This window comes from Pseudomonas sp. W17 (assembly GCF_040268305.1).
Classification (GTDB): Bacteria; Pseudomonadota; Gammaproteobacteria; order Pseudomonadales; family Pseudomonadaceae; genus Aquipseudomonas; species Aquipseudomonas protegens.
Genome location: NZ_CP158490.1, coordinates 2259306 through 2280956, shown reverse-complemented (window position 1 = coordinate 2280956; position 21651 = coordinate 2259306). Strand labels below are relative to the sequence as shown.

The 21651-nt window shown below is 56.0% G+C and carries 15 protein-coding genes and 1 pseudogene; 11 read left to right on the top strand and 5 right to left on the bottom strand.

Features of this window, described 5'->3' with window-relative positions:
• Window positions 1–122: 122 nt before the first annotated feature.
• On the bottom strand, window positions 123–1886 hold the full coding sequence (locus tag ABCR88_RS10545) for an ABC transporter transmembrane domain-containing protein (RefSeq protein WP_350404508.1): 1764 nt from the start codon (window positions 1884–1886) through the stop codon (window positions 123–125).
• Between the two features lie 259 nt (window positions 1887–2145).
• Here ABCR88_RS10545 and ABCR88_RS10540 point away from each other — a divergent pair, with 259 nt between their 5' ends.
• Window positions 2146–2325 carry a PA1571 family protein gene (locus ABCR88_RS10540; protein WP_011060254.1) on the top strand — a complete coding sequence of 60 codons (180 nt, stop codon included), beginning with the start codon at window positions 2146–2148 and terminating at the stop codon, window positions 2323–2325.
• A gap of 57 nt (window positions 2326–2382) precedes the next feature.
• On the opposite strand, the gene pdxB is transcribed toward ABCR88_RS10540, so the two are convergent.
• Window positions 2383–3525 carry a 4-phosphoerythronate dehydrogenase PdxB gene (gene pdxB / locus ABCR88_RS10535; protein WP_053157146.1) on the bottom strand — a complete coding sequence of 381 codons (1143 nt, stop codon included), beginning with the start codon at window positions 3523–3525 and terminating at the stop codon, window positions 2383–2385.
• Window positions 3526–3715: 190 nt separating this feature from the next.
• Here pdxB and ABCR88_RS10530 point away from each other — a divergent pair, with 190 nt between their 5' ends.
• A complete protein-coding gene (locus ABCR88_RS10530) occupies window positions 3716–5125 on the top strand; it encodes an MATE family efflux transporter (protein ID WP_350404507.1) in 1410 nt (469 codons plus the stop codon).
• Here the strand turns inward: ABCR88_RS10530 and tusA are convergent.
• On the bottom strand, window positions 5122–5373 hold the full coding sequence (gene tusA / locus ABCR88_RS10525; protein ID WP_232644138.1) for a sulfurtransferase TusA: 252 nt from the start codon (window positions 5371–5373) through the stop codon (window positions 5122–5124). The genes ABCR88_RS10530 and tusA overlap by 4 nt on opposite strands.
• Before the next feature lie 193 nt (window positions 5374–5566).
• Window positions 5567–6640 (bottom strand): 23S rRNA (cytidine(2498)-2'-O)-methyltransferase RlmM, encoded by a 1074-nt coding sequence (rlmM, locus tag ABCR88_RS10520; RefSeq protein ID WP_350404506.1) that lies wholly within the window; start codon window positions 6638–6640, stop codon window positions 5567–5569.
• Window positions 6641–6848: 208 nt separating this feature from the next.
• Between rlmM and acnA the strand changes: the two genes are divergently transcribed.
• The 7 genes from acnA to ABCR88_RS10485 all read left to right on the top strand — a co-directional run bounded on the left by acnA (window position 6849) and on the right by ABCR88_RS10485 (window position 16263).
• Window positions 6849–9590: an aconitate hydratase AcnA gene (gene acnA, locus ABCR88_RS10515; RefSeq protein ID WP_350404504.1), complete on the top strand. Its 2742-nt coding sequence runs from the start codon at window positions 6849–6851 to the stop codon at window positions 9588–9590.
• A 176-nt stretch (window positions 9591–9766) separates the two neighbouring features.
• Entirely contained in the window at window positions 9767–10555 is a 789-nt protein-coding gene (locus ABCR88_RS10510) for a CPBP family intramembrane glutamic endopeptidase (RefSeq protein WP_350404503.1), read from the top strand.
• Between the two features lie 141 nt (window positions 10556–10696).
• Window positions 10697–11677, top strand: a complete 981-nt coding sequence (gene galE / locus ABCR88_RS10505; RefSeq protein WP_332840605.1) for a UDP-glucose 4-epimerase GalE — start codon at window positions 10697–10699, stop codon at window positions 11675–11677.
• Between the two features lie 39 nt (window positions 11678–11716).
• Window positions 11717–12694 (top strand): glycosyltransferase family 2 protein, encoded by a 978-nt coding sequence (locus ABCR88_RS10500; RefSeq protein ID WP_232644134.1) that lies wholly within the window; start codon window positions 11717–11719, stop codon window positions 12692–12694.
• A complete protein-coding gene (locus tag ABCR88_RS10495) occupies window positions 12691–13419 on the top strand; it encodes a class I SAM-dependent methyltransferase (protein ID WP_052470395.1) in 729 nt (242 codons plus the stop codon). The genes ABCR88_RS10500 and ABCR88_RS10495 overlap by 4 nt, the downstream gene beginning before the upstream one ends.
• Window positions 13416–13805, top strand: a complete 390-nt coding sequence (locus ABCR88_RS10490) for a GtrA family protein (protein WP_350404502.1) — start codon at window positions 13416–13418, stop codon at window positions 13803–13805. The genes ABCR88_RS10495 and ABCR88_RS10490 overlap by 4 nt, the downstream gene beginning before the upstream one ends.
• Window positions 13806–13830: 25 nt before the next feature.
• Window positions 13831–16263 (top strand): hypothetical protein, encoded by a 2433-nt coding sequence (locus ABCR88_RS10485; RefSeq protein WP_232644132.1) that lies wholly within the window; start codon window positions 13831–13833, stop codon window positions 16261–16263.
• Window positions 16264–16482: 219 nt separating this feature from the next.
• On the opposite strand, the pseudogene ABCR88_RS10480 reads toward ABCR88_RS10485, so the two are convergent.
• Window positions 16483–17618 (bottom strand): annotated as a pseudogene (locus tag ABCR88_RS10480) (IS3 family transposase).
• A gap of 211 nt (window positions 17619–17829) precedes the next feature.
• On the opposite strand from ABCR88_RS10480, the gene ABCR88_RS10475 reads away from it, so the two are divergent.
• Window positions 17830–19710, top strand: coding sequence for an acyltransferase family protein (locus tag ABCR88_RS10475; protein WP_350404500.1), 1881 nt, complete (start codon window positions 17830–17832; stop codon window positions 19708–19710).
• Between the two features lie 887 nt (window positions 19711–20597).
• The gene (locus ABCR88_RS10470) at window positions 20598–21599 is read left to right on the top strand and encodes a GDP-L-fucose synthase (protein ID WP_041116927.1); all 1002 of its coding nucleotides are present in this window, start codon (window positions 20598–20600) and stop codon (window positions 21597–21599) included.
• Window positions 21600–21651: the final 52 nt, after the last annotated feature.

Below are 21651 nucleotides of genomic sequence, written 5' to 3'. Positions count from 1 at the left end.
CTGCCGAGCCTGCGACCGGGCACGAAGTGGCCGTAAAGCGCTCGCTACGTTGGCGAGGACTACGTGCTCGTGCGCAGCCTCGCAGGCTCGGCAGCGACTACAGGGCTCAGGGGTGCGTGGGCTCAGCCATCGCTGAATTGCAGGGCCGCCAGGCGCGCATACAAGGGGTTGCTGGCAATCAGTTGCTGATGGGTACCCACCGCGACCAGCCTGCCCTGGTCCATGACCGCGATCCGGTCGGCATTCTTCACCGTGGCCAGGCGATGGGCGATCACCAGGGTGGTGCGGTTCTTCATCAGGCTGGGCAAGGCCTGCTGGATCAGGTGCTCGCTTTGCGCGTCCAGGGCGCTGGTGGCTTCGTCCAGTAGCAGGATCGGCGCGTCCACCAGCAAGGCCCTAGCTATCGCCAGGCGCTGGCGCTGGCCGCCCGAAAGGCCAAGCCCGGCATCCCCCAGGTGGGTCTGGTAACCCTCGGGCATCTGTTCGATGAACTCATGGGCATAGGCGATCTTCGCCGCTTCCTGGACCTGGGCCAGGGTCGCCTCGGGATTGCCGTAGCGAATGTTCTCCTCGATGCTGCCGTAGAACAGCGCCGGGCTTTGCGAAACCAGGGCGAAGCAGCGACGCAGGTCCAGCGGGTCGAGCTGGGTCAGGGCCACGCCATCCAGCAGGATCCTTCCCTGCTGCGGGTCATAGAAGCGCAGCAACAGATCATAAAGGGTGGATTTACCAGCCCCGGAAGGCCCCACCAACGCCAGAGTCTCTCCGGCCCGGATGCTCAGGCTCAAACCATCGATCGCGAAGCGGTCGGGCCGCGACGGATAGGAAAACCGCAGCCCGTCCAGCTGCAGATCACCCCGCACCCGCGCCGGCAGGCTTACCAGCCCGTCGGCGGGCGGCTGGATGATATTGTCCGCCCGTAACAATTCGGCAATCCGCTCCGCCGCACCGGCCGCGCGCTGCAACTCGCCGATCACTTCGCTCAGGGTGCCGAAGGCACTGCCGACAATCAGGCTGTAGAAGACGAATGCAGCCAGTTCGCCGCCGGAGATGCGCCCGGCAATCACGTCCATGCCACCGACCCAGAGCATCACCCCCACCGCCCCCAGCACCAGGACGATCACCAGGGTGATCAGCCAGGCACGCTGGACAATCCGCTTGCGCGCCGTGTCGAACGCCTGCTCCACGGTCACGGCAAACCGCCGTTCATCCTGGGGTTGGTGGTTATAGGCCTGGACCGTCTTGATCTGGCCGAGGGTTTCCGAGACATAGCTGCCGACATCGGCAATCCGGTCCTGGCTCAGGCGCGACAGGCTGCGCACCCGCCGACCGAAGATCAGGATTGGCGCCAGCACCAGCGGCAAGGCGATGACCACAATGCTGGTGAGCTTCGGGTTGGTGACAAACAGCAGCACGATCCCCCCCAGCACCATCAGCGCATTGCGCAAAAACAGCGACAGCGAAGACCCGATCACCGATTGCAGCAAGGTGGTGTCCGCGGTCAAGCGCGACTGGATTTCCGAGCTGCGGTTGTTTTCGTAGAACCCGGGATGCAGGTAGATCAGGTGATTGAACACCTGGCGCCGGATATCCGCCACGCAACGCTCGCCAATCCACGACACCAGGTAAAAGCGCACGAAGGTGCCCACCGCCAGCGCCAGCACCAGCAGCAGGAACAGGCCGATGGACTGGTTCAACAGATGGGGCGATTGAGTCATGAAGCCCTGGTCCACCAACAGGCGAATGCCCTGCCCCATGGACAGGGTAATGCCGGCGGTAACTATCAGTGCCAGCAAGGCGCCCAGCGCCTGCCAACGGTAGGGAGCGACAAAGCGACTGGCCAGATGCAGCGCCCGGCGGTGACGAGAAGAAAGCATGCTGTTCATCCATTGACGCACCGGCGAGCCGTTCGTTGCAGCAACGGCAACGAGATGAATTCGCAGGAACTTTGGTAAATCACAATGAGTCAGGTTGATTATGACCGCTGACACTAGAGCCTAGAGATTATCGGTCTAATCCGTGGCTGGCACTCCCCGGGCATTTCTGTTGGAGTGAAGTCGCCGGGCCAGCCCTCGCGGCGGTCTGTAACAGCTTGGTCACCCGGCCATTCTAGAGTAAGCACACAACCTGATGAGGAGACAGGCCATGTCCTTGCAACACAGCAGCAATGACAAGATTCAAGTGATCCGTACCCAGCCGAACCAGTCTCTGGGGTGTGCCATCATCGACGCCCAGGGTCGCGAAGTACCTATTACTGAAGACATGATCCAGAACGCCTGCCGCGAACTGGAAAAGCGACTGGTCAAGCCTGCTCGGCAAGATTGACACACAGCCTCACGTCCTCTTGACCCGGCCTTGCGGCCGGGTTTTTTATGCGCGGTTTCAGGCTTCCCGGGCACCCAAGGCACGGACGATCCGGCTCAAGGCCGCGGACTCGCCCTGGATGCGCACTTCCAGGCCGTCGATCTCGCGGCGCTCCGGATAATGCTTGCGCAGACCATCGAAGGCGCTGCGCTGCTGAGCGACATCGTCCGACAGGCTACGGCGAAAATCCGCATCGTCGCGACGCGGGTCATACACGGCACGGCAGATCATCGCCAGGGCCCAGGCCGGGTCCGCATTGGCATTCAGGCTGACCTGAGGCACCCAGGGCGCCGGCAGCAAGGCCGACAGGCTGACCTGCTCGGCCTGCCCGAGGAAACGGCAGTAGGCCTGGTAGATCTGCGCCGTGCCCCGTTGCTTGCCGTCCAGGCTGTAACCGGCGATATGCGGCGTCGCCAGCACGCAGAGGTCCGCCAGGGAAGCATCCACCGTCGGCTCCTCCTCCCAGACATCCAGCACCGCCTGCAAATCCTCGCGCTGGCGCAGCACCTCAGCCAGGGCCCGGTTATCCACCACCGGGCCACGGGCCGCGTTGATCAGCCAGGTGCCGTGCCTGAGCCGGTTCAGCCGCTGGCGATCCAGCAGGTGCCAGGTGGAGTCTTGCCCGCTCTTGGTCAGGGGTGTGTGCAGGCTGATGACATCGCAACGCTCGAGCAACTGCTCCAGGCTGACATAGTCGCCGCCTTCCGCCGCCTGCCGCTGCGGATCGCAGACCAGCACATTCCAGCCCAGGCCACGCAGCACCTCGATCAGGCGCCCGCCCACTTCACCGGCACCGACCACGCCATAGCAACGCTGCGCCAGGTCCACGCCTTCGATCTCGGCCAGGGTCAGCAGGCTACCCAGCACATAGTCCACCACGCCCCGGGCGTTGCAGCCCGGGGCGCTGGACCAGGTGATCCCGGCCTGCTGGAAATACTCCAGGTCCAGGTGATCGGTGCCGATGGTGCAGGTGCCGACAAACCGCACCGGGCTGCCTTCCAGCAACTGGCGGTCGACCTGGGTCACCGAGCGCACCAGCAACACATCTGCCTGCTCCACGGTCGCCCGGTCGATGGCGCGCCCGGGGAAACGCCGGATCTCGCCGAAACCAGCAAAGAACTCTTCGATCAGGGGGATATTTTCGTCGGCAACAATCAACATGGCAGGCTCCTCTGGCGGAGCCGCAGTGTAGGCGCAGATGCCAGGCCGGGCTAGCGCGGCATGCGCGCGAACCGGCATTTTCACCACCTCCGGCGCTTACAAATCCACAACACGGGATGTTTTCCTGACTGAGATGTCAACGCGTAGACTGTCGCGTCCTGCGCAACACCACCTATGGACGCTACGCCCCGTGAATTCCGTGACTGACTCCCCTGCCGCCACCGCCACCAGCCGCCCTGCCCGGGTCGGCCGTGAACTGCATGACCTGCTGGTACTGGCCCTGCCCATCATGATTGCCCAGGTGGCCACCACCGCCATGGGCTTTGTCGATGCCGTGATGGCCGGCCGGGTCGGCCCGCGGGATCTGGCAGCCGTCGCCCTGGGCAACTCGATCTGGATTCCGGTGTTCCTGCTGATGACCGGCACCCTGCTGGCCACCACGCCCAAGGTGGCGCAGCGCTTCGGCGCCGGCAACCTGCACGAGATCGGCCCGCTGGTGCGCCAGGCACTGTGGCTCGCCGTGGTAGCCGGGATCTCGGCCCTGCTGATACTGATCAGTGCCGAGCCGGTGCTGCACCTGATGAATGTCGATCAGCAACTGATCAAGCCCTGCATGGGCTACCTGCACGGCATCGCCAGTGGCTTGCCGGCGGTAGCGCTGTACTACGTACTGCGCTGCCTCAGCGATGGCCTGGGCCGCACAGTGCCGAGCATGGTCATCGGCCTGGGAGGCCTGGCCCTGAACATCCCCATCAACTACATCTTCATCTATGGCCATTTCGGTGTACCGGCCATGGGCGGCGTCGGTTGCGGCTGGGCCACGGCCATCGTGATGTGGGCCATGATGCTGGGCATGGCCGGCTGGATTTTCTGGGCACCGGCCTACCGCAAGATTCAGTTGTTCAGCCGCTTCGACTGGCCGCAAGTGGCGATGATCGGGCGCTTGCTGAGCATCGGCCTGCCCATCGGCATTGCAGTGTTCGCCGAATCGAGCATTTTCGCGGTGATCGCCCTGCTGATCGGCAGCCTGGGGGCCACGGTGGTGGCCGGGCACCAGATCGCCCTCAACGTCAGCGCCCTGATGTTCATGATTCCCTACTCCCTGGCCATGGCGGTGACCGTGCGGGTCGGCCAGGCCCTGGGCCGCCAGCAACCCCGCAATGCACGCTTCAGCGCCGGCGTCGGGATGGCCACGTCACTGGCCTATGCCTGTCTTTCGGCGAGCCTGATGTTCTTCCTGCGTGAGCCCATCGCCACCATCTACACCACCGACCCGATGGTGATTCAGGTCGCTTCGATGCTGATTGTGTATGCGGCGCTGTTCCAGTTTTCCGATGGCATCCAGGTCACGGCGGCCGGCGCATTGCGCGGCTACCAGGACACTCGGGTGACCATGATCCTGACCCTGTTCGCCTACTGGGGGATTGGCTTGCCGGTGGGCTACGCCCTGGGCCTGACCGATTGGTTCGGTCCGGCGCGGGGCCCGAGTGGCCTGTGGGAAGGCCTGATCGTGGGCTTGAGCTGCGCGGCGCTGATGCTGTCGATCCGCCTGACCCGCAGCGCGCGCAAGCAGATCCGCATCAGCCGCTCGGCGGGTTAATCGAGCTTCTTGCGGATCCAGTAGAGGTAGGTACCTGCCTCTTCCTGCTGCGCTACCAGTTCATGGTCGAGAAACACGCAGAACTTGGGAATGTCGCGGCGGGTGGAGGGGTCGGTGGCAATCACCTTCAACAGCCCGCCCGGCGGCAGGTCGCGGATGTGCTGGTGCAGCATCATCACCGGCTCCGGGCAGTTGAGGCCGGTGGCGTCGAGGGTGCCGTCAACCGGCATATCGATAATCTGACTCATGAATCACTCCTGAAACTGGCCGGCATTGTCGCGCAATGCCGCCATCGGTTCATCTGTTGCTGTCGTTCCACGGCCCCGGTCCTGCCGTAGGAGCTGGCTTGCCAGCGAAGGCATCCTCACACCTTGCACCAGTTGGGGGGCCTTTTTCGCCGGCAAGCCGGCCTCTACCAGGAAGCGGGTGGTGTTGCAGGTACTACGCCGATTTGGGCTTTTTCAGATCCAGGCACCGCAGGTGGCAGGTGACTTCCTCGCGGTCGTGGTACAGCTGCTTACAACCAATGGCCACGCGAATGCCCCGGGCCTTGAAGCCTTCTTCGATGCGCTCCAGCAAGCGCTTCACTTCGGCATAGCGCTGCTTCATCGGCAGTTTGAGGTTGACCACCGCCTCGCGGCAGTGCCCCTCGCCAATCCAGGTCTCCAGCAGCGCGGCGTTGCGCGCCGGTTTCTCGACGATGTCGCAGACCATCCAGTCCACCGGCTGCCTGGGCTTGTAGGTAAAGCCGTCCGCCATCAGGTGCTGCACCAGGCCGGTGTCCATCAGGCTTTCAGCCATGGGGCCGTTGTCCACGGCGGTCACCAGCATGCCGCGGTTGACCAGTTGCCAGGTCCAGCCGCCCGGGGCAGCCCCCAGGTCGACGCCGGTCATGTCGCCATGCAGACGCTCGTCCCACTGGTCCCGAGGAATGAAATGGTGCCAGGCCTCTTCCAGCTTCAGGGTCGAGCGGCTCGGCGCTTCCCGGGGGAATTTCAGCCGTGGAATGCCCATGGGCCACATGGCCGAGTTGCCGGCATCAGCCAGGCCGACAAAGACTTCCCGACCGCTCTTGAAGGTCAGCAACAAACGCGGCTTGGTTGCGTCGTCCACCAGCTTGCCGGCCGCGGTCAGGGCCTTGCGCAGGGGGGCTTCGAACTTCTTGCAGAAGTTGGACAGCTCCTTGCCATCGTTGGTGTCCACCACTTCCAGCCACAGGCTGCCGCACTGCGGGAAGTTGGCCAGGTAGGCCAGGATCACGCTGATGCGGTCGGTTTCCGGCAGGTCGATGAAGCCGCCCCGGGCCCACTGCCGGGGAAAGATCAGCTCCGGGAAGCGCAGGCCCTGCATCAGACGCTGGGCCCCGTCGTCCTCGGTGCAGATGAACTCGGCGCAGGCGGTGCTGGGCTTGGCCTTGGCATAACCGGCGACATTCAGCCGGGCCGCGTGGTCGGCGATCTCGGAGCAGACTTCGCCCTCGAAGCCGGGCCGGCAATGGATAAACAGGGTGTTCATTGAATCTCCTGGGCAAATGGCGATGAATCGATGCGCAAACCTGCCCTGTAGCAAAGCCTGTCACGAAAACCGGCGCATGATAACCGAGTTCGGAACCTTGGACTGAGCCCAGCAGTCCAGTGATTAGCTATAAGCCCCAAACAGAGCTAGGTTAACTCTCTGTCCGTATCACAGGCCCGTAGCCGTGCGGGCCACAAGGAGTCATTCAATGCCATCCCTCGATAGCCTGAAAACCCTTAAGACCCTAAAAGTCGACGACAAGACTTATCACTATTTCAGCCTGCCGGACGCCGCCAGGAGCCTGGGTGATATCGACACCCTGCCCATGTCGCTGAAAGTCCTGCTGGAAAACCTGTTGCGCTGGGAGGACGACAAGACCGTCACCGGCGCCGACCTCAAGGCCATCGCGGCCTGGCTCAAGGAGCGCCGCTCCGACCGCGAGATCCAGTACCGCCCCGCACGGGTGCTGATGCAGGACTTCACCGGGGTGCCGGCGGTGGTCGACCTGGCCGCGATGCGCGCCGCCATGGCCAAGGCCGGTGGCGATCCGCAGCGGATCAACCCGCTGTCACCGGTGGACCTGGTGATCGACCACTCGGTGATGGTGGACAAGTTCGCCAGCAGCAGCGCTTTCGAGCAGAACGTCGATATCGAGATGCAACGCAACGGCGAGCGCTATGCCTTCCTGCGCTGGGGCCAGAGCGCCTTCGACAACTTCAGCGTGGTACCGCCGGGCACCGGCATCTGCCACCAGGTCAACCTGGAATACCTGGGACGCACGGTCTGGACCAAGGACGAGGACGGCCGCACCTACGCCTTCCCCGACACCCTGGTGGGCACTGACTCCCACACCACCATGATCAATGGCCTTGGCGTACTGGGCTGGGGCGTGGGCGGGATCGAAGCCGAGGCGGCGATGCTCGGCCAGCCGGTGTCGATGCTGATTCCCGAAGTCATCGGCTTCAAGCTCACCGGCAAGCTCAAGGAAGGCATCACCGCCACCGACCTGGTGCTGACGGTGACCCAGATGCTGCGCAAGAAAGGCGTGGTCGGCAAATTCGTCGAGTTCTACGGTGACGGCCTGGCCGACCTGCCCCTGGCGGACCGTGCCACCATCGCCAACATGGCACCGGAATACGGCGCCACCTGCGGCTTCTTCCCGGTGGATGACATCACTCTGGACTACCTGCGCCTGTCCGGGCGCCCCGACGAACTGGTGAAACTGGTGGAGGCCTACAGCAAGGCCCAGGGCTTGTGGCGCCTGCCGGGCAAGGAGCCGGTATTCACCGACAGCCTGGCGCTGGACATGGGCACCGTGGAGGCCAGCCTCGCCGGCCCCAAACGGCCGCAGGACCGGGTTGCACTGCCCAACGTTGCCCAGGCTTTCACTGACTTCCTCGACCTGCAGTTCAAACCCACCAGCAAGGAAGAAGGCCGCCTGGAAAGCGAAGGTGGCGGTGGTGTGGCGGTGGGCAACGCGGACCTGGTGGGCGAAGCCGACTACCAGTACGACGGCCAGACCTATCGCCTGAAAAACGGTGCCGTGGTGATCGCGGCCATCACCTCCTGCACCAACACCTCCAACCCCAGCGTCATGATGGCCGCCGGCCTGGTGGCGAAGAAGGCCGTGGAAAAAGGCCTGCAACGCAAACCCTGGGTCAAGAGCTCGTTGGCTCCAGGTTCCAAGGTGGTGACCGACTACTACAAGGCTGCCGGCCTGACGCCCTACCTGGACCAACTGGGCTTCGATCTGGTGGGCTACGGCTGCACCACCTGCATCGGCAACTCCGGCCCGCTGCAGGAGCCGATCGAGAAAGCCATCCAGCAGGCCGACCTCAGCGTGGCCTCGGTGCTGTCGGGCAACCGCAACTTCGAGGGCCGGGTGCATCCACTGGTGAAAACCAACTGGCTGGCCTCGCCGCCCCTGGTCGTGGCCTATGCCCTGGCGGGCACGGTGCGCATCGACATCAGCAGCGAGCCTCTAGGCCAGGGCAAGGACGGCCAGCCGGTGTACCTGCGGGATATCTGGCCCAGCAGCAAGGAGATCGCCGACGCCGTGGCCCAGGTCAACACTCGGATGTTCCACAAGGAGTACGCCGAAGTGTTCGCCGGGGATGCACAGTGGCAAGCCATCGAAGTGCCGCAGGCCGCCACCTATGTATGGCAGAACGACTCCACCTATATCCAGCACCCGCCGTTCTTCGATGACATCGCCGGCCCGCTGCCGCAGATCACCGATGTCAGCGGCGCCCGGGTACTGGCCCTGCTGGGGGACTCGGTGACCACCGACCACATCTCCCCGGCCGGCAACATCAAGGCCGACAGCCCGGCTGGCCGCTACCTGCGGGACAAGGGCGTGGAACCGCGGGACTTCAACTCCTACGGCTCACGGCGCGGCAACCACGAAGTGATGATGCGCGGTACCTTCGCCAACATCCGCATTCGCAACGAAATGCTCGGCGGCGAGGAAGGTGGCAACACCTTGTACATTCCCACCGGCGAGAAGTTGGCGATCTATGACGCAGCCATGCGCTACCAGGCCGACGGCACGCCGCTGGTGGTGATCGCCGGCCAGGAATACGGCACTGGTTCGAGCCGCGACTGGGCGGCCAAAGGCACCAACCTGCTGGGAGTCAAGGCAGTGATCGCCGAAAGCTTCGAACGTATCCACCGCTCCAACCTGGTGGGCATGGGCGTCCTGCCCTTGCAGTTCAAGCTGGACCAGAACCGCAAGAGCCTGAAGCTGACCGGCAAGGAAACCCTGGACATTCTCGGCCTCAGCGGTACGGAACTGACGCCGCGGATGAACCTGACCCTGGTGATCACCCGTGAGGATGGCAGCCAGGAGAAGATCGAGGTGCTGTGCCGCATCGATACCTTGAATGAAGTGGAATACTTCAAGTCCGGCGGGATCCTGCACTACGTTCTGCGGCAACTGATTGCCTCCTGACGCTGCCTGAAAAAAACACCGCCTTCGGGCGGTGTTTTGCATTGGGCTGCCGTGCCAGGACGAGGTGGTTATACTGCGCGCCCGCCAAATCTGACTCACCGGTCGCAATGGCGACTACAGATCCGGCGCAGTACTACGTCTCTGCAATACCCATTCTTACGCAACAAGGATTCCCCATGACCGCTCTGCCATGGATGTACCTGGCACTTCTTTCCATTGGCTACGCACTGGCCCTGAGCTACGGGCAACTGGGCCTGCTGGCCGCCCTGTCGATCTTGCTGCTGTTGGCTGCCGGCTTTGCCGTGCGCCAGCAACGCAGCCGCGTCGGCCAGTACCTGGGCCACGGCCTGTTCGTGGTGCTCGCTCTGGCCCTGGCCATGCACTGGCTGCCCGGGTTCTACAATGGCCGGGCCATCGACCCGCAACGCTTCACCGACGATGCCGTGCCCTTCTCCCTGTACCTGAACCAGGACAAGCCGCTGATCGGCTTCTGGCTGCTGCTGGTATGCCCGTGGATTGTTGCACGCCGCTCCTTGCGCCTGTCGATCTGTGCCATGGCGCTGGCGTTGACCCTGACGGCGATTGCCGCATTGGGCGGCGCTGCGTTGTTGGGCGTCATCAGTTGGGCGCCGAAGTGGCCGGAACAGGCTTGGCTATGGGTTTTGAATAACCTGCTTCTGGTGACGCTGGTGGAGGAAGCGCTGTTTCGCGGGTACATCCAGGGCGGGTTAAGCCGTCGGTTCAAGCAGTTGCCGTATGGGGAGAATCTGGCGCTGTTTTTGGCGGCGTTGCTGTTCGGGTTGGTGCACTTAGGTGCGGGATGGCAATGGACGTTGCTAGCGACTATTGCTGGCGTCGGGTACGGACTAGCGTATCGGTTCGGGGGGTTGGGGGCCGCGGTTGTTACGCATTTCGGGCTGAATTTGCTGCATTTTGGGTTGTTTACTTATCCGATGTTGGCTTGAACCTGCAGCGTCAAAAAACGTTCAAAGCGCACGCTGCAAGGCCCAGGAACGCACCAAGATTGATATAGTGTCAGAAGGATTAACAAGCGCCATTTTATTGAATGTGCAAAACGGACTCTAAGCCATCGAAGGAGAGGCGGTGTGACGGCGAAAAACGTACTGGTTATTGGGGGCGCCGGTTATATAGGTTCTCACATGGTGAGAATGCTGACTGAAGAGGGCTTGAAAGCCGTCGTGCTCGACGACCTGAGTTCCGGGTTTGCCGACACCGTGCCTCAGAGCGTGCCTCTTATTGTCGGGGACGCTGGTAATCGCGAACTCCTCGAGCAAATTTTTCAGGAACATGAGATCGACGCAGTAATGCATTTTGCTTCCTACATTCAAGTGGGGGAATCGGTCCTGCAGCCTGCGAAGTATTACGAGAACAATCTGAGCAAGACCCTCGCCTTGCTGGCGAGCATGGCGCACCATCAGATCAAGAACTTCATATTTTCATCTACTGCGGCCATTTTTGGGAGCCCTACCAACGGCGCTATTTGCGAGGCTCACCAAACCGTTCCGATAAATCCTTATGGCCGATCCAAGCTCGCAGTCGAGCAGGTTCTACCTGATTACGAACAGGCCTACGGTATACGTCACGTGTGCCTGCGGTACTTTAACGCTGCAGGCGCTCAACCAGACGGTTCGCTAGGCGAGCGCCATGAGCCGGAAACGCACTTGATACCTTTGGCAATCAATGCCGCCCTGGGCAACGGCCCTTCGCTGAAAATTTTTGGCGATGACTACTCAACTGCCGATGGCACATGCGTGCGCGACTACATTCACGTCTGCGACATAGCCGCCGCCCACCTGTCGGCATTGAATCATTTGCGAAATCAGGGCAACTCCCTGAAGCTGAACCTGGGGAACGGCGCCGGCTATAGCGTTAAAGATGTTCTGAATAGCGTGCAACGAATCACTCGCCAGGCAGTTCCTCATGAGTTTGTAGCCAGGCGCATGGGCGACCCATCAGTGCTCGTCGCGGACTCCGCACAGGCAAGGAAGGCTTTGAACTGGACCCCGCGTTACCCTGCTCTAGACGATATCATTGCCCATGCCTATGCATGGCATTCGTCCATGTAACGCAAATGACGCAATCTTTTCAGAATTAAGGATGAATCAATGGCAGGGCCAACATTATCTGTAGTCATTCCTTGTTATAACGAGGAAGACGGGATTCTCGAGTTGCACCGACGAGTTACCGCCGTCTGTACAGAGCAACTTAACGATGACTACGAACTCGTCCTGATCAATGATGGGTCCAAGGATTCAACGTGGAAAATCATGCAGGATCTGTCGCAAATTGATCGCCGCGTGGTTGCCATCAATCTCTCACGCAACCATGGTCATCAACTTGCATTGTCAGCCGGCTTGCAACTCTGTCGGGGGAATCGGGTTTTCATCCTCGACGCCGACCTTCAGGATCCTCCAGAACTGCTATCAAAAATGATGGAACGAATGGACCACGGATGCGACGTTGTCTACGGCCAGCGGATTAAACGCGACGGCGAGACGATGTTCAAAAAGGCTTCGGCTCACTTCTTCTATCGCATGCTTAACCGGATGGTAGACATCGACATCCCTGCAGATACCGGGGACTTCCGCCTGATGAGTCGTCGAGCCGTCGACCTGTTGAACGGAATGCCCGAGCATCATCGCTTTATTCGCGGAATGGTCAGTTGGATCGGGCTTAAGCAAGAAGCCCTTCCCTATGAGCGCGCAGCACGATTCGCCGGGGAAACAAAGTACCCGTTGTCGAAGATGATTAAGTTTGCAATAGATGCAATCACCGGATTCTCTGTACGCCCTTTGCGCATGGCATCGTATTTAGGCATTGGCTTCGGGGCGGCCACAGTACTGCTATTGGGTTATGTGTTGCTTCACTACTTCACAGGCAACAGTGTAGAAGGATGGACATCCTTGGCAGTGATCATGCTGGCGCTGGGCAGCATGCAGTTATTTGTTGCTGGTGTCATGGGAGAATATTTGGGAAGACTCTATATAGAAACCAAAGGCCGACCTTTGTTTATTATTCAAGAGATAGTCTCATCTCTGGACAAGGAGATCAAAACGGAGCCCAGCAAGGAGACATCGAATTGAGCGACAATATCAACCCGGATAAAGATCAACGCGTACGTGCCGAATTCGATCTGCTTGCTGACGAGTACCATGATCAGCATAAAGAGAACGTCGCAATTACCGGCGAAAACCCGGAGTTTTTTTCTGAATACAAAATTGCAGACTTGGCAGCGCTAGTAGCAGATCAAAAACTGCCCTCGGCCTCTGTTTTTGACTTCGGCAGCGGTATCGGAAACTCATTACCCTTCTTCAGAAAATATTTCCCTGACAGTGCGATTACTTGCGGGGATGTCTCATCCCGCAGTATTGAAATCGCAAAAATCAGATTCCCCGGTGACGAAAGATACGTACAGATTGAAAACACCATCCCTTTGCCTACACACAGCCAGGATATCGTATTCACAGCTTGCGTCTTTCACCATATACCGCACGAAGACCATGATCACTGGTTAAAGGAGTTGCTACGCATCACCAAACCAGGAGGAATTCTAACGATATATGAGCATAACCCGCTGAATCCACTGACCGTTAAAGCGGTGAATACCTGCCCCCTTGATGTAAACGCAAAACTGATTCTGGGGCGGACTATGGCGAAACGCGCAACTGCCGGTGGCTGGGCAAAACCCAGCGTTGACTACAAACTTTTCTTTCCGGCCTTCTTGAGCTATCTGCGCCCGCTGGAGCGGAAGTTGAATTGGCTCGCACTGGGTGCTCAGTACCGTATGTCTGCGCGAGCGCCAGAATGATTGCACTGGCCATTCAGACGATGAAATTCTTACTTGTCGGCGTGTTAAACACGCTGACAGGTTTGGCCGCTATCTATGCAATCATGTACTTTACATCCCTCGGCCCACTGACGGCTAATGCTGTGGGTTATGCCGTAGGCTTGGCTATTAGCTTTACCCTGAATAGCATCTGGACATTTAAAAGCACGAACCCTGCGAGGCACTCGCTTCCTAAATATATACTGTGCGCCATTATCGCCTATTTATTGAACGCAGCCGCAGTGTTACTCGCGTTAAACGTCCTAAAAATAAATCCTTACATTGCGCAACTCTGTGGAATAGTAATTTACAGCACCGTCATGTTCATCGCCTGCAAATTATTAATCTTCAAAAATAACGCAAGTTAAAAAACAACACAAGGTACATTCCAGGATGCAAGAAGCATTGCGCCAAAACAAAAAGCCATTACTAAAAAAACTGGGAATTTACATTGGCCTTCTGATAATTCTACCGATGGTGTTAGGCTACTATGTTCTAGGGCTTAACCATTGGGACATGTCGATTCCTATGATATACGGGAATGGGGATGACATATGGCAATTGACCCTGACGAAAGTATTAACCGATACGGGATGGGTACTTAGCAATCCATTCCTAGGAGCACCAGAAGTTGCAAGCTGGCATCACAATGCCGCCGCACAGACCAGCGCATTGCACTCAGTCATCATGCTGGGTTTAAATTTTTTTATCAAAGACCCAATCTTTCTTCAACAGTTTTACTACCTACTAAATTTTTCCTTAATTGCCCTCACCTCCTTTATCGCCTGTAGACTGCTTAACATATCCAGACTCTGCGGAATATGCGTGGCCTTCCTGTTTGCATTTACCACCTTTAGAATAAACTTTCTAATCTATTCATTTATACCGAATTACTTTATCGTCCCTCTTGCCATTGTTTCTGCCATATGGACCTTCCAGGGGAAATTCGATCATATCCTTTTAACAAACCCGAAAAATCTTATAACCAATCGTTCTTTTTTACTCGGTGCGCTTTTCGTATTATTAATCGCATTATCTGATGGCTACTACGCTTTTTTTACACTACTGATTCTTGGTTTCGTTGCTGGCTCCCGCGCAATTTTAGTAGGATGGCGAAAACCCATACTAATGACTCCAGCCATTACTTACATCCTGTTACTAGTGATTGTATCAGTACTATTACAACTACCTTTGTATAATTACAAAAAAAATCATCATAGTGAGTATTTCCCCACAGGCACAACAGAAGACCCAGTACTAATAAAGCAACCTTTCGAGGCGGAGGTGTACAGTACAAGCCTCAAACAACTACTTGCACCCAACCCCCAAAATACAATACCGATAATAGGTGATATCGGGCAAAAAATGCTAAACAGCAACAATGCGGCAAGAAAATATGCAAACGCCGTAACAGTCGCTCTTGGTCTTTTAGTTTCCTTTTTTCTTGCGATCGCACTAATATCGCTAGCTCTCCCTATATTGAGAAGAACCAGCCACCCTGTAATACCCGGTCAACAATTAAGTCTGACCGATGCACTATTGCCGTTAATTCTCTTTTCGCTCTTGTGCAATATCTTTGGAGGCATTGGCACTATTGTCGCATTAATATTTCCTACCATCCGCGCCTATGACCGTTTTGGCGTACTACTGACTTTCTTTCTCTTATTGTTTGGAGCCCAACTCATTGACAAATGGCGCGACAGCAAGGGAAAAAATCGTCAAAAATTCGCATCCGCGCTTATTATTGCAATTACGATGGCAGCACTGGTTGATCAGATCCCCACTACGTCGAATGGTAGGAGTCAGTCTGTTGCAGATCAATTTATAGCCGAGCGAGAATTTGTTAGCTCTCTGGAAAAGTCCGTCCCGAAAGACTCTATGGTCTATCAGTATCCCTATTCTCAATATTTACGAGAGAGTCCTTATTATGGCTGGGGTTCCTTTTCCCACATTCGTCTTTATCTCAACTCACATACCCTTCACTGGAGCAACGGTGGCGCAAAGAACAGCCCGGCAGATGACTGGAATTATAGAACATCCAAACTTCCCTTTGCACAACAACTAACCGAGATTGAAGCCTTAGGATTTAAATCCATCGTAATTGACCGAAGCGTTCTTAAAAACGAAGAATATTCAGAGATCCGTCAAACTCTTCAAACCCTCAACTACCAACTCATCGAGGGTAAAGGTAATTTTTCTTACGCGCTGCTGCACAACCCGGGATACTTGATCCACTACACCCCCGACTACAAAAATATTAACTCTATAGAGATACTTTCAAAAGAGGCATCCAATAGAAATAGCTATCCTGCACTGGTCAACGGAAACACCTTCAGCGCTTTTGTAACCACCTATTCCGGCGACGTTCCAGTTACAGTTAACAACAGAACTCACTCAGAATTATTTCTGGATGGATCAGTATTAACGAGGGGAGCGGGGGACACTGCGATAACCCCGCTCGACGTCATGAAAGGCAACCTTACCTGTACGCCAGAAGGAGGAGCATCTTCAAATAAAGACCTTTCGTTAAAACTGACTTTAACCAATAAAAGTGATTTCAACTGGAGCATGGGAGCTGGGCCGTTTCCGATAAGGATCGGATACCACATTGAAAAGACAGATGGAACAGTCACTCAATGGGACAACGGATATCGTGCGCCGAGCAATCGCATTCTTCGGCCCGGTGAAAGCGAGACGCTAACAGTGCCTCTCAGCGCTCTTAAGTTACCAATTATTAACAAAGCTGAATCGCCGCAGTTACGATTCGCTCTGGTACAGGATGGTAGCGCCTGGTTCTCTAACGTCAGCTGCACTGTCCCGCTTTGATGGCTAGCGTTATGACCTAACGGTCATCAACCAGTGCTGCCTTTCGACCCGAGTAAAGCCCGGCCCTGCCCCCCACGGGATCAGAGCCGGGTAGAGTAAGCAGCAGTGCTCACGATTACTCATGTGATAAAGTTTCGCACTCTGGGGAGAACCACCTCCTAACGGCTGCTCCTATTGCTCACGGCCTCCCCAGAATGAAATTAAATCGCCCCGGACTCTCTAGACACCTTGCAAACTCATTGCATAACGCTTTTCAAACTCTACCGGCGACAGTTGTTTGTTGAAGCCATGCCGACGTTTAACGTTGTAGAACATCTCGATGTAATCGAACACATCACTACGAGCATCTTCCCGCGTGGTGTATGTTTTCCGCCTGATCCGTTCCCGTTTCAGAAGCTGGAAATAGCTCCCGGCCACAGCATTGTCATGACAGTTGCCTCGGCGACTCATGCTGGCAATCAAATTAAAGCTGCGCCAATCGGAGCTGCTGTACTGGCTACCTGGCCGAAATGAACCATCACCTCTTGCTTCGGTTTACGCCTCCAAACCGCCATCACCAACGCATTAATAGCCAGATCACTGGTCATCTGCGACTTCATTGACCAGCCAACGACCTGACGAGAAAACAGGTCCAGCACCACCACCAAATACAACCAGCCTTCATACGTGCGAATGTAGGTGATGTCGATGACCCAAACTTTGTTGGGTTCTACGGCATCGAACTGGCGCTTCAGCAAATTGGGCGAGGCGACCACTGGCTTACCGCCGCACTTTACTGGGCGACGTCGATAACCTGTCTGAGAGCGCAGTCCCGCAAGACGCATTAGCCTTGCCACACGGTACCGACCACAGTCTTCACCGATCTCGAGCAGATCGTCATGGATTTTGCGACAGCCATAAACGCCGCCGCTCTCCAGCCAGAAATGCTTGATCAAACCCACCAGTCGCTGGTCGTCTTTGGCGCGTACAGATTGCGGCTCAGCCAGCCAGGCGTAATAACCGCTGGGATGGACTTTCAGCGCCAGGCAAAGCCGTCGAATCGAATAGTCGCCCGCGCGCAGCTTGATAAAGGCGTACTTCAGCCGCACTCCTTGGCAAAGTATGCGGCGGACTTTTTAATATGTCTGCTCTTCAGTGACGCGTTTGAATTCCGCTCGTAGGCGACGCAGTTCAGCGTGCTGGTCATCAGCCTGCTGCCGTTCTACTTGAGGTTTGCTGTAGCGCTTTATTCAGGCATAGAGGCTATGCGTCGACACGCCGAGACGGGCAGCCACCTCAGCAACGGGTAGCTTGTTTTCGGTCACTGGATTGACTGCTTGGATTTTGGATTCTTCGGGATAACGTGGGTTGCTCATGGCACCTCCTGATTGGCCTCATTCTAAGGCAAAGAGGTGTCTACGAAACCCGGAGCGATTCACATCATTTTTTGTGGCGAAAACTACTCCGTGCAGAATTTGGTTAATCCATCCTAATTCCGAATCCGGAACGAAAAACAGATCAAAAAAGTCATTTTCACGGTTAGAATCCCCCCCATAAACTGAGTAACCACAAGGGTTTTTCCAAGACATGAAGTACCGTTCAGATATTGATGGACTCCGGGCGATAGCCGTCCTGAGTGTGGTGATTTTCCATTTGAATGTCGGATTACTTCCTGGCGGATTTGTCGGGGTCGACATATTTTTCGTGATTTCTGGCTACCTTATTTCGAAGATTATCTACGCAGAGACTAGCAACGACTCATTCTCCATCGCGAATTTCTACGTAAGACGAGCACGCCGGATCCTGCCTGCCTTTCTGTCGGTGATAGTCACAACATCGATTGCCGCCTATTGCCTACTGTATCCAAGTGAACTTGCAAACTACGCAAAATCCGCTATCGCCTCAGCGCTTTTCTCCGCAAACATCTACTTCTATGCCACCCTCAATTATTTTTCGCCCTCCGCGGATGAGATTCCGCTTCTGCACCTTTGGTCACTTGGTATCGAGGAGCAATTCTATATCTTCTTCCCGTTAATCATCCTGGGACTTTCGAAACTTTCAAAACGGTTGATACCCGCAACCATCGTTATCATGCTGGCTGTATCGTTGTTTTTCTCGCAGCAATTACTCTCTACAAACCCAACCGCGTCGTTTTATCTTCTGCCGTTTCGTGCATTCGAGCTTCTTATCGGGAGTTTGATTGCACTTCCCGCGCTACACCTAAAAAAACCTCCGATAATCTCGCTATGCCTGTTTGCGCTGGGCATGGCCGGATTGGCTTACCCAATATTCTTCTACAATAGTCAAACCCCGTTCCCTGGAATCGCCGCAGCCCTACCGTGCTTAGGCGCAGCGCTCATTATCATGGCTGGCGAGCAAGACGACAGGATGTCGATGCTCTTGGGCTCCCGACCGATGGTATTCGTGGGAAAAATATCGTACTCCCTGTATCTCGTTCACTGGCCTTTGATTGTATTCGCCAAACGCGCATTCCCTAATGCAGACAAAGAGATCGCCGCACTGGTGATTTTTGCAATGGCCATTCTTTTAGCTTGGTTAAATTACAAACTGATTGAGCAAACTTTCCGTTACGCAAAAAAGCAAAGGACGCCTGCACACATCTTGTCAGTCGCATCTATGTCTCTTTGCCTAGTGGTAGCCACAGGATGGTTCGTCTCACACAAACACGGCTTCCCCTCATCTTCCCAAAGTCGAATCGATCAAGTGCTTACGACGATGTCCTACAATCCAACCAAGGATTATCAAGCGGGGGAATGTTTTCTAGACCCGGATCAAGATCCCGCTAAAACGGACCTCCTACGTTGTGTGCCCTCTGGAAAAAATAAAACGGCGCTTCTTTGGGGAGACAGTCATGCCGCACACCTCTATATGGGGCTACGTAAAACACTTGGCGAACATAACATCTCACTTGGGCAGTTAACGGCCTCAGCATGCGCTCCGATTCTAGGCATGGATATGCCGGCACGCCCTTACTGCAAGAATGCAAACGAAATATTCTTAAAAAAAATCGAGGCCGCTCGACCCGATATTCTAATCATTACTGCCGGCTGGCCGATATCGCCCGAATACATGGCGTCCTTAGATCGAACGCTGGATAAAGTAGACACCTTGAACTTGACTAAAGTGGTTGTAATAGGTGAAGCGCCACTTTTCAAACGCAGCGTTCCCTTGATCATGATTGATAGGATAAAAGGCAAGATGTTCAACTTCAACTCGTCAAATGATGTTGATTGGGAGGTCATGCAACGGTCCGAGGCTGCCGTCAGTGAGGTGGTCTCTCATCACAACCGTATTGCTTATGTATCACTGACAAAAGCGGTATGCCCTAACGGGTCCTGCCCAATGGCATCTCCCGATGAAAAACCCCTGATCTATGACATCGTGCACCTGACACCAGAAGGATCAGGTCTATACGCCAAGGAAATAACACCGTTGATCGTAAATTAACGCCCCAATACGTTATCAATACGACTTCAGTCATCGCAAAAGTATCCAGTGGCGAACAGGATGTTCGTGTGAGATATCTGACCACGTTACCGCAGGCCCAGCCCGGACTATCGAGAGCCTCCTCAGTTTCGGGCAGACCTGTGGGGGTATCTCCCAACGAACACCTGGCGCGCCCATGATCAAAGAAAATCCATCACGCGACTACGACCTGATATTTGACACTGACAATCTGAACTTGTCTGGCTCACGCTGTGTCTTTACCTGAACAAACATGGCCTTTTGCAGAGCAATGTCAGAAGGTTAACGTTTACGATGCAGCGTCCACTGGACTCACCCCAACTCGATCAGCGGTCAGTGCCGCGTCAGTGGGCAAAATGTGCCAATGCCCTTGTAGGGGAGGAAAAAAAAATACGACGTGGTAACATCGCCGATGTAACGCAGCACCTCTGCAGAAGGGCTACAGGAAGAGGCGGTTGCCAAAGCCGACCTCACTGTTACCCTTCCCCCATACAGACCCTCTAGGCAGCGCGAGATGAGCTAATGTCTTGGTTTTGATAAAAGTAGGTCGCCGGTGAACGATACAAAGTGGGCAAATAGCCATCAACCCAAGTTTACCGAATGGCACTTTGACAGGATACAAACCCACAGTCCTCCGACCAGAGTGGACAACAGAAAACGGAGCGCGCAATTACCGTGCAGGGATTAATAAAGGCGACTTTCGACCTGAGCTCCCCTTCTGAAATGAGTGTGTTGTACGTGGGGCAAAAAGGCTTGCTTGACCGCACGCTGCGCAGGGTACCGATAACTTACCTTGATGGCGGCGCAGGACGAACGGATGCAGGGTGAAGGTGAATTTGCGAAGCTTTCCAAATAATTAGGATGATCAAATGTCTGCAACAAGCGTCAAGGCATCAGTACAGGGTTCCGTACCACACTTCGCCGGAAAAAAAGTTTGGATTACAGGGCACAAAGGAATGCTTGGCTCTGCTGTAGTCCGGAACTTTAAAGACGAGGATGCCCAACTACTGCTGACGTCTAGGGCCGATTTGGATCTTACCAACCAGGCTGCTGTATACGATTGGATGGCAGAGCACCGCCCGGACTATATCTTTCATGTCGGCGCCAAGGTCGGCGGTATTCATGCCAACGCAACGCTGCCTGCATCTTTCATTTACGACAACTTGATGATTCAAACGAACGTCATCTCTGGCGCTCACAAGTTCGGGACCAAAAAATTACTCTTTGTCGCCACCAACTGCACCTATCCCAAAAATGCAGCACAACCTATTACCGAAGAGACGCTACTCACTGGACCTTTGGAAGATAGTATCCGCGCGTACGCTGTCAGCAAAATTGCTGGCATTGAAATGTGCCGGGCCTACCGCAAACAATATGGCTGTGACTTCGTCTCCGTTATCCCGCCAAATCTTTATGGCCCCGGCGACAATTACCACTCTCAACACAGCCATGTCGTTGCGGGAATTCTCCGTCGTACGCATGCGGCCAAAGTCCTGCAGCAGAAAGAGTTCGTCGTTTGGGGCGATGGCACTCCACGACGCGAACTCCTGCATGTTGACGACCTTGCCGACGCAATGAAGTGCGTAATGCTCGCGCCAACCACTGACGACCTCTACAACATCGGCTGTAATCACGATATCGCCATCGCCGACCTTGCTGCGATGATTGCGGAGGTCGTCGGCTATGAGGGAAAAATCGTTTACGACACGAACAAACCAAATGGCACTATCCGCAAGCTACTGGATAGCAGCAAGATTAGAGCGCTTGGATGGAAACCTAAAATTGATGAAAAAACAGGGCTCAAAAGCGCCTACGAGGACTTCTTGAACTTGCTTGAGTCGCCGACCCCGGACGCACGTATCGACATCTGATGCAAGCACCGCAGGCGAACCGTCATCTTTTAATTTCCTACATTTGGATCCA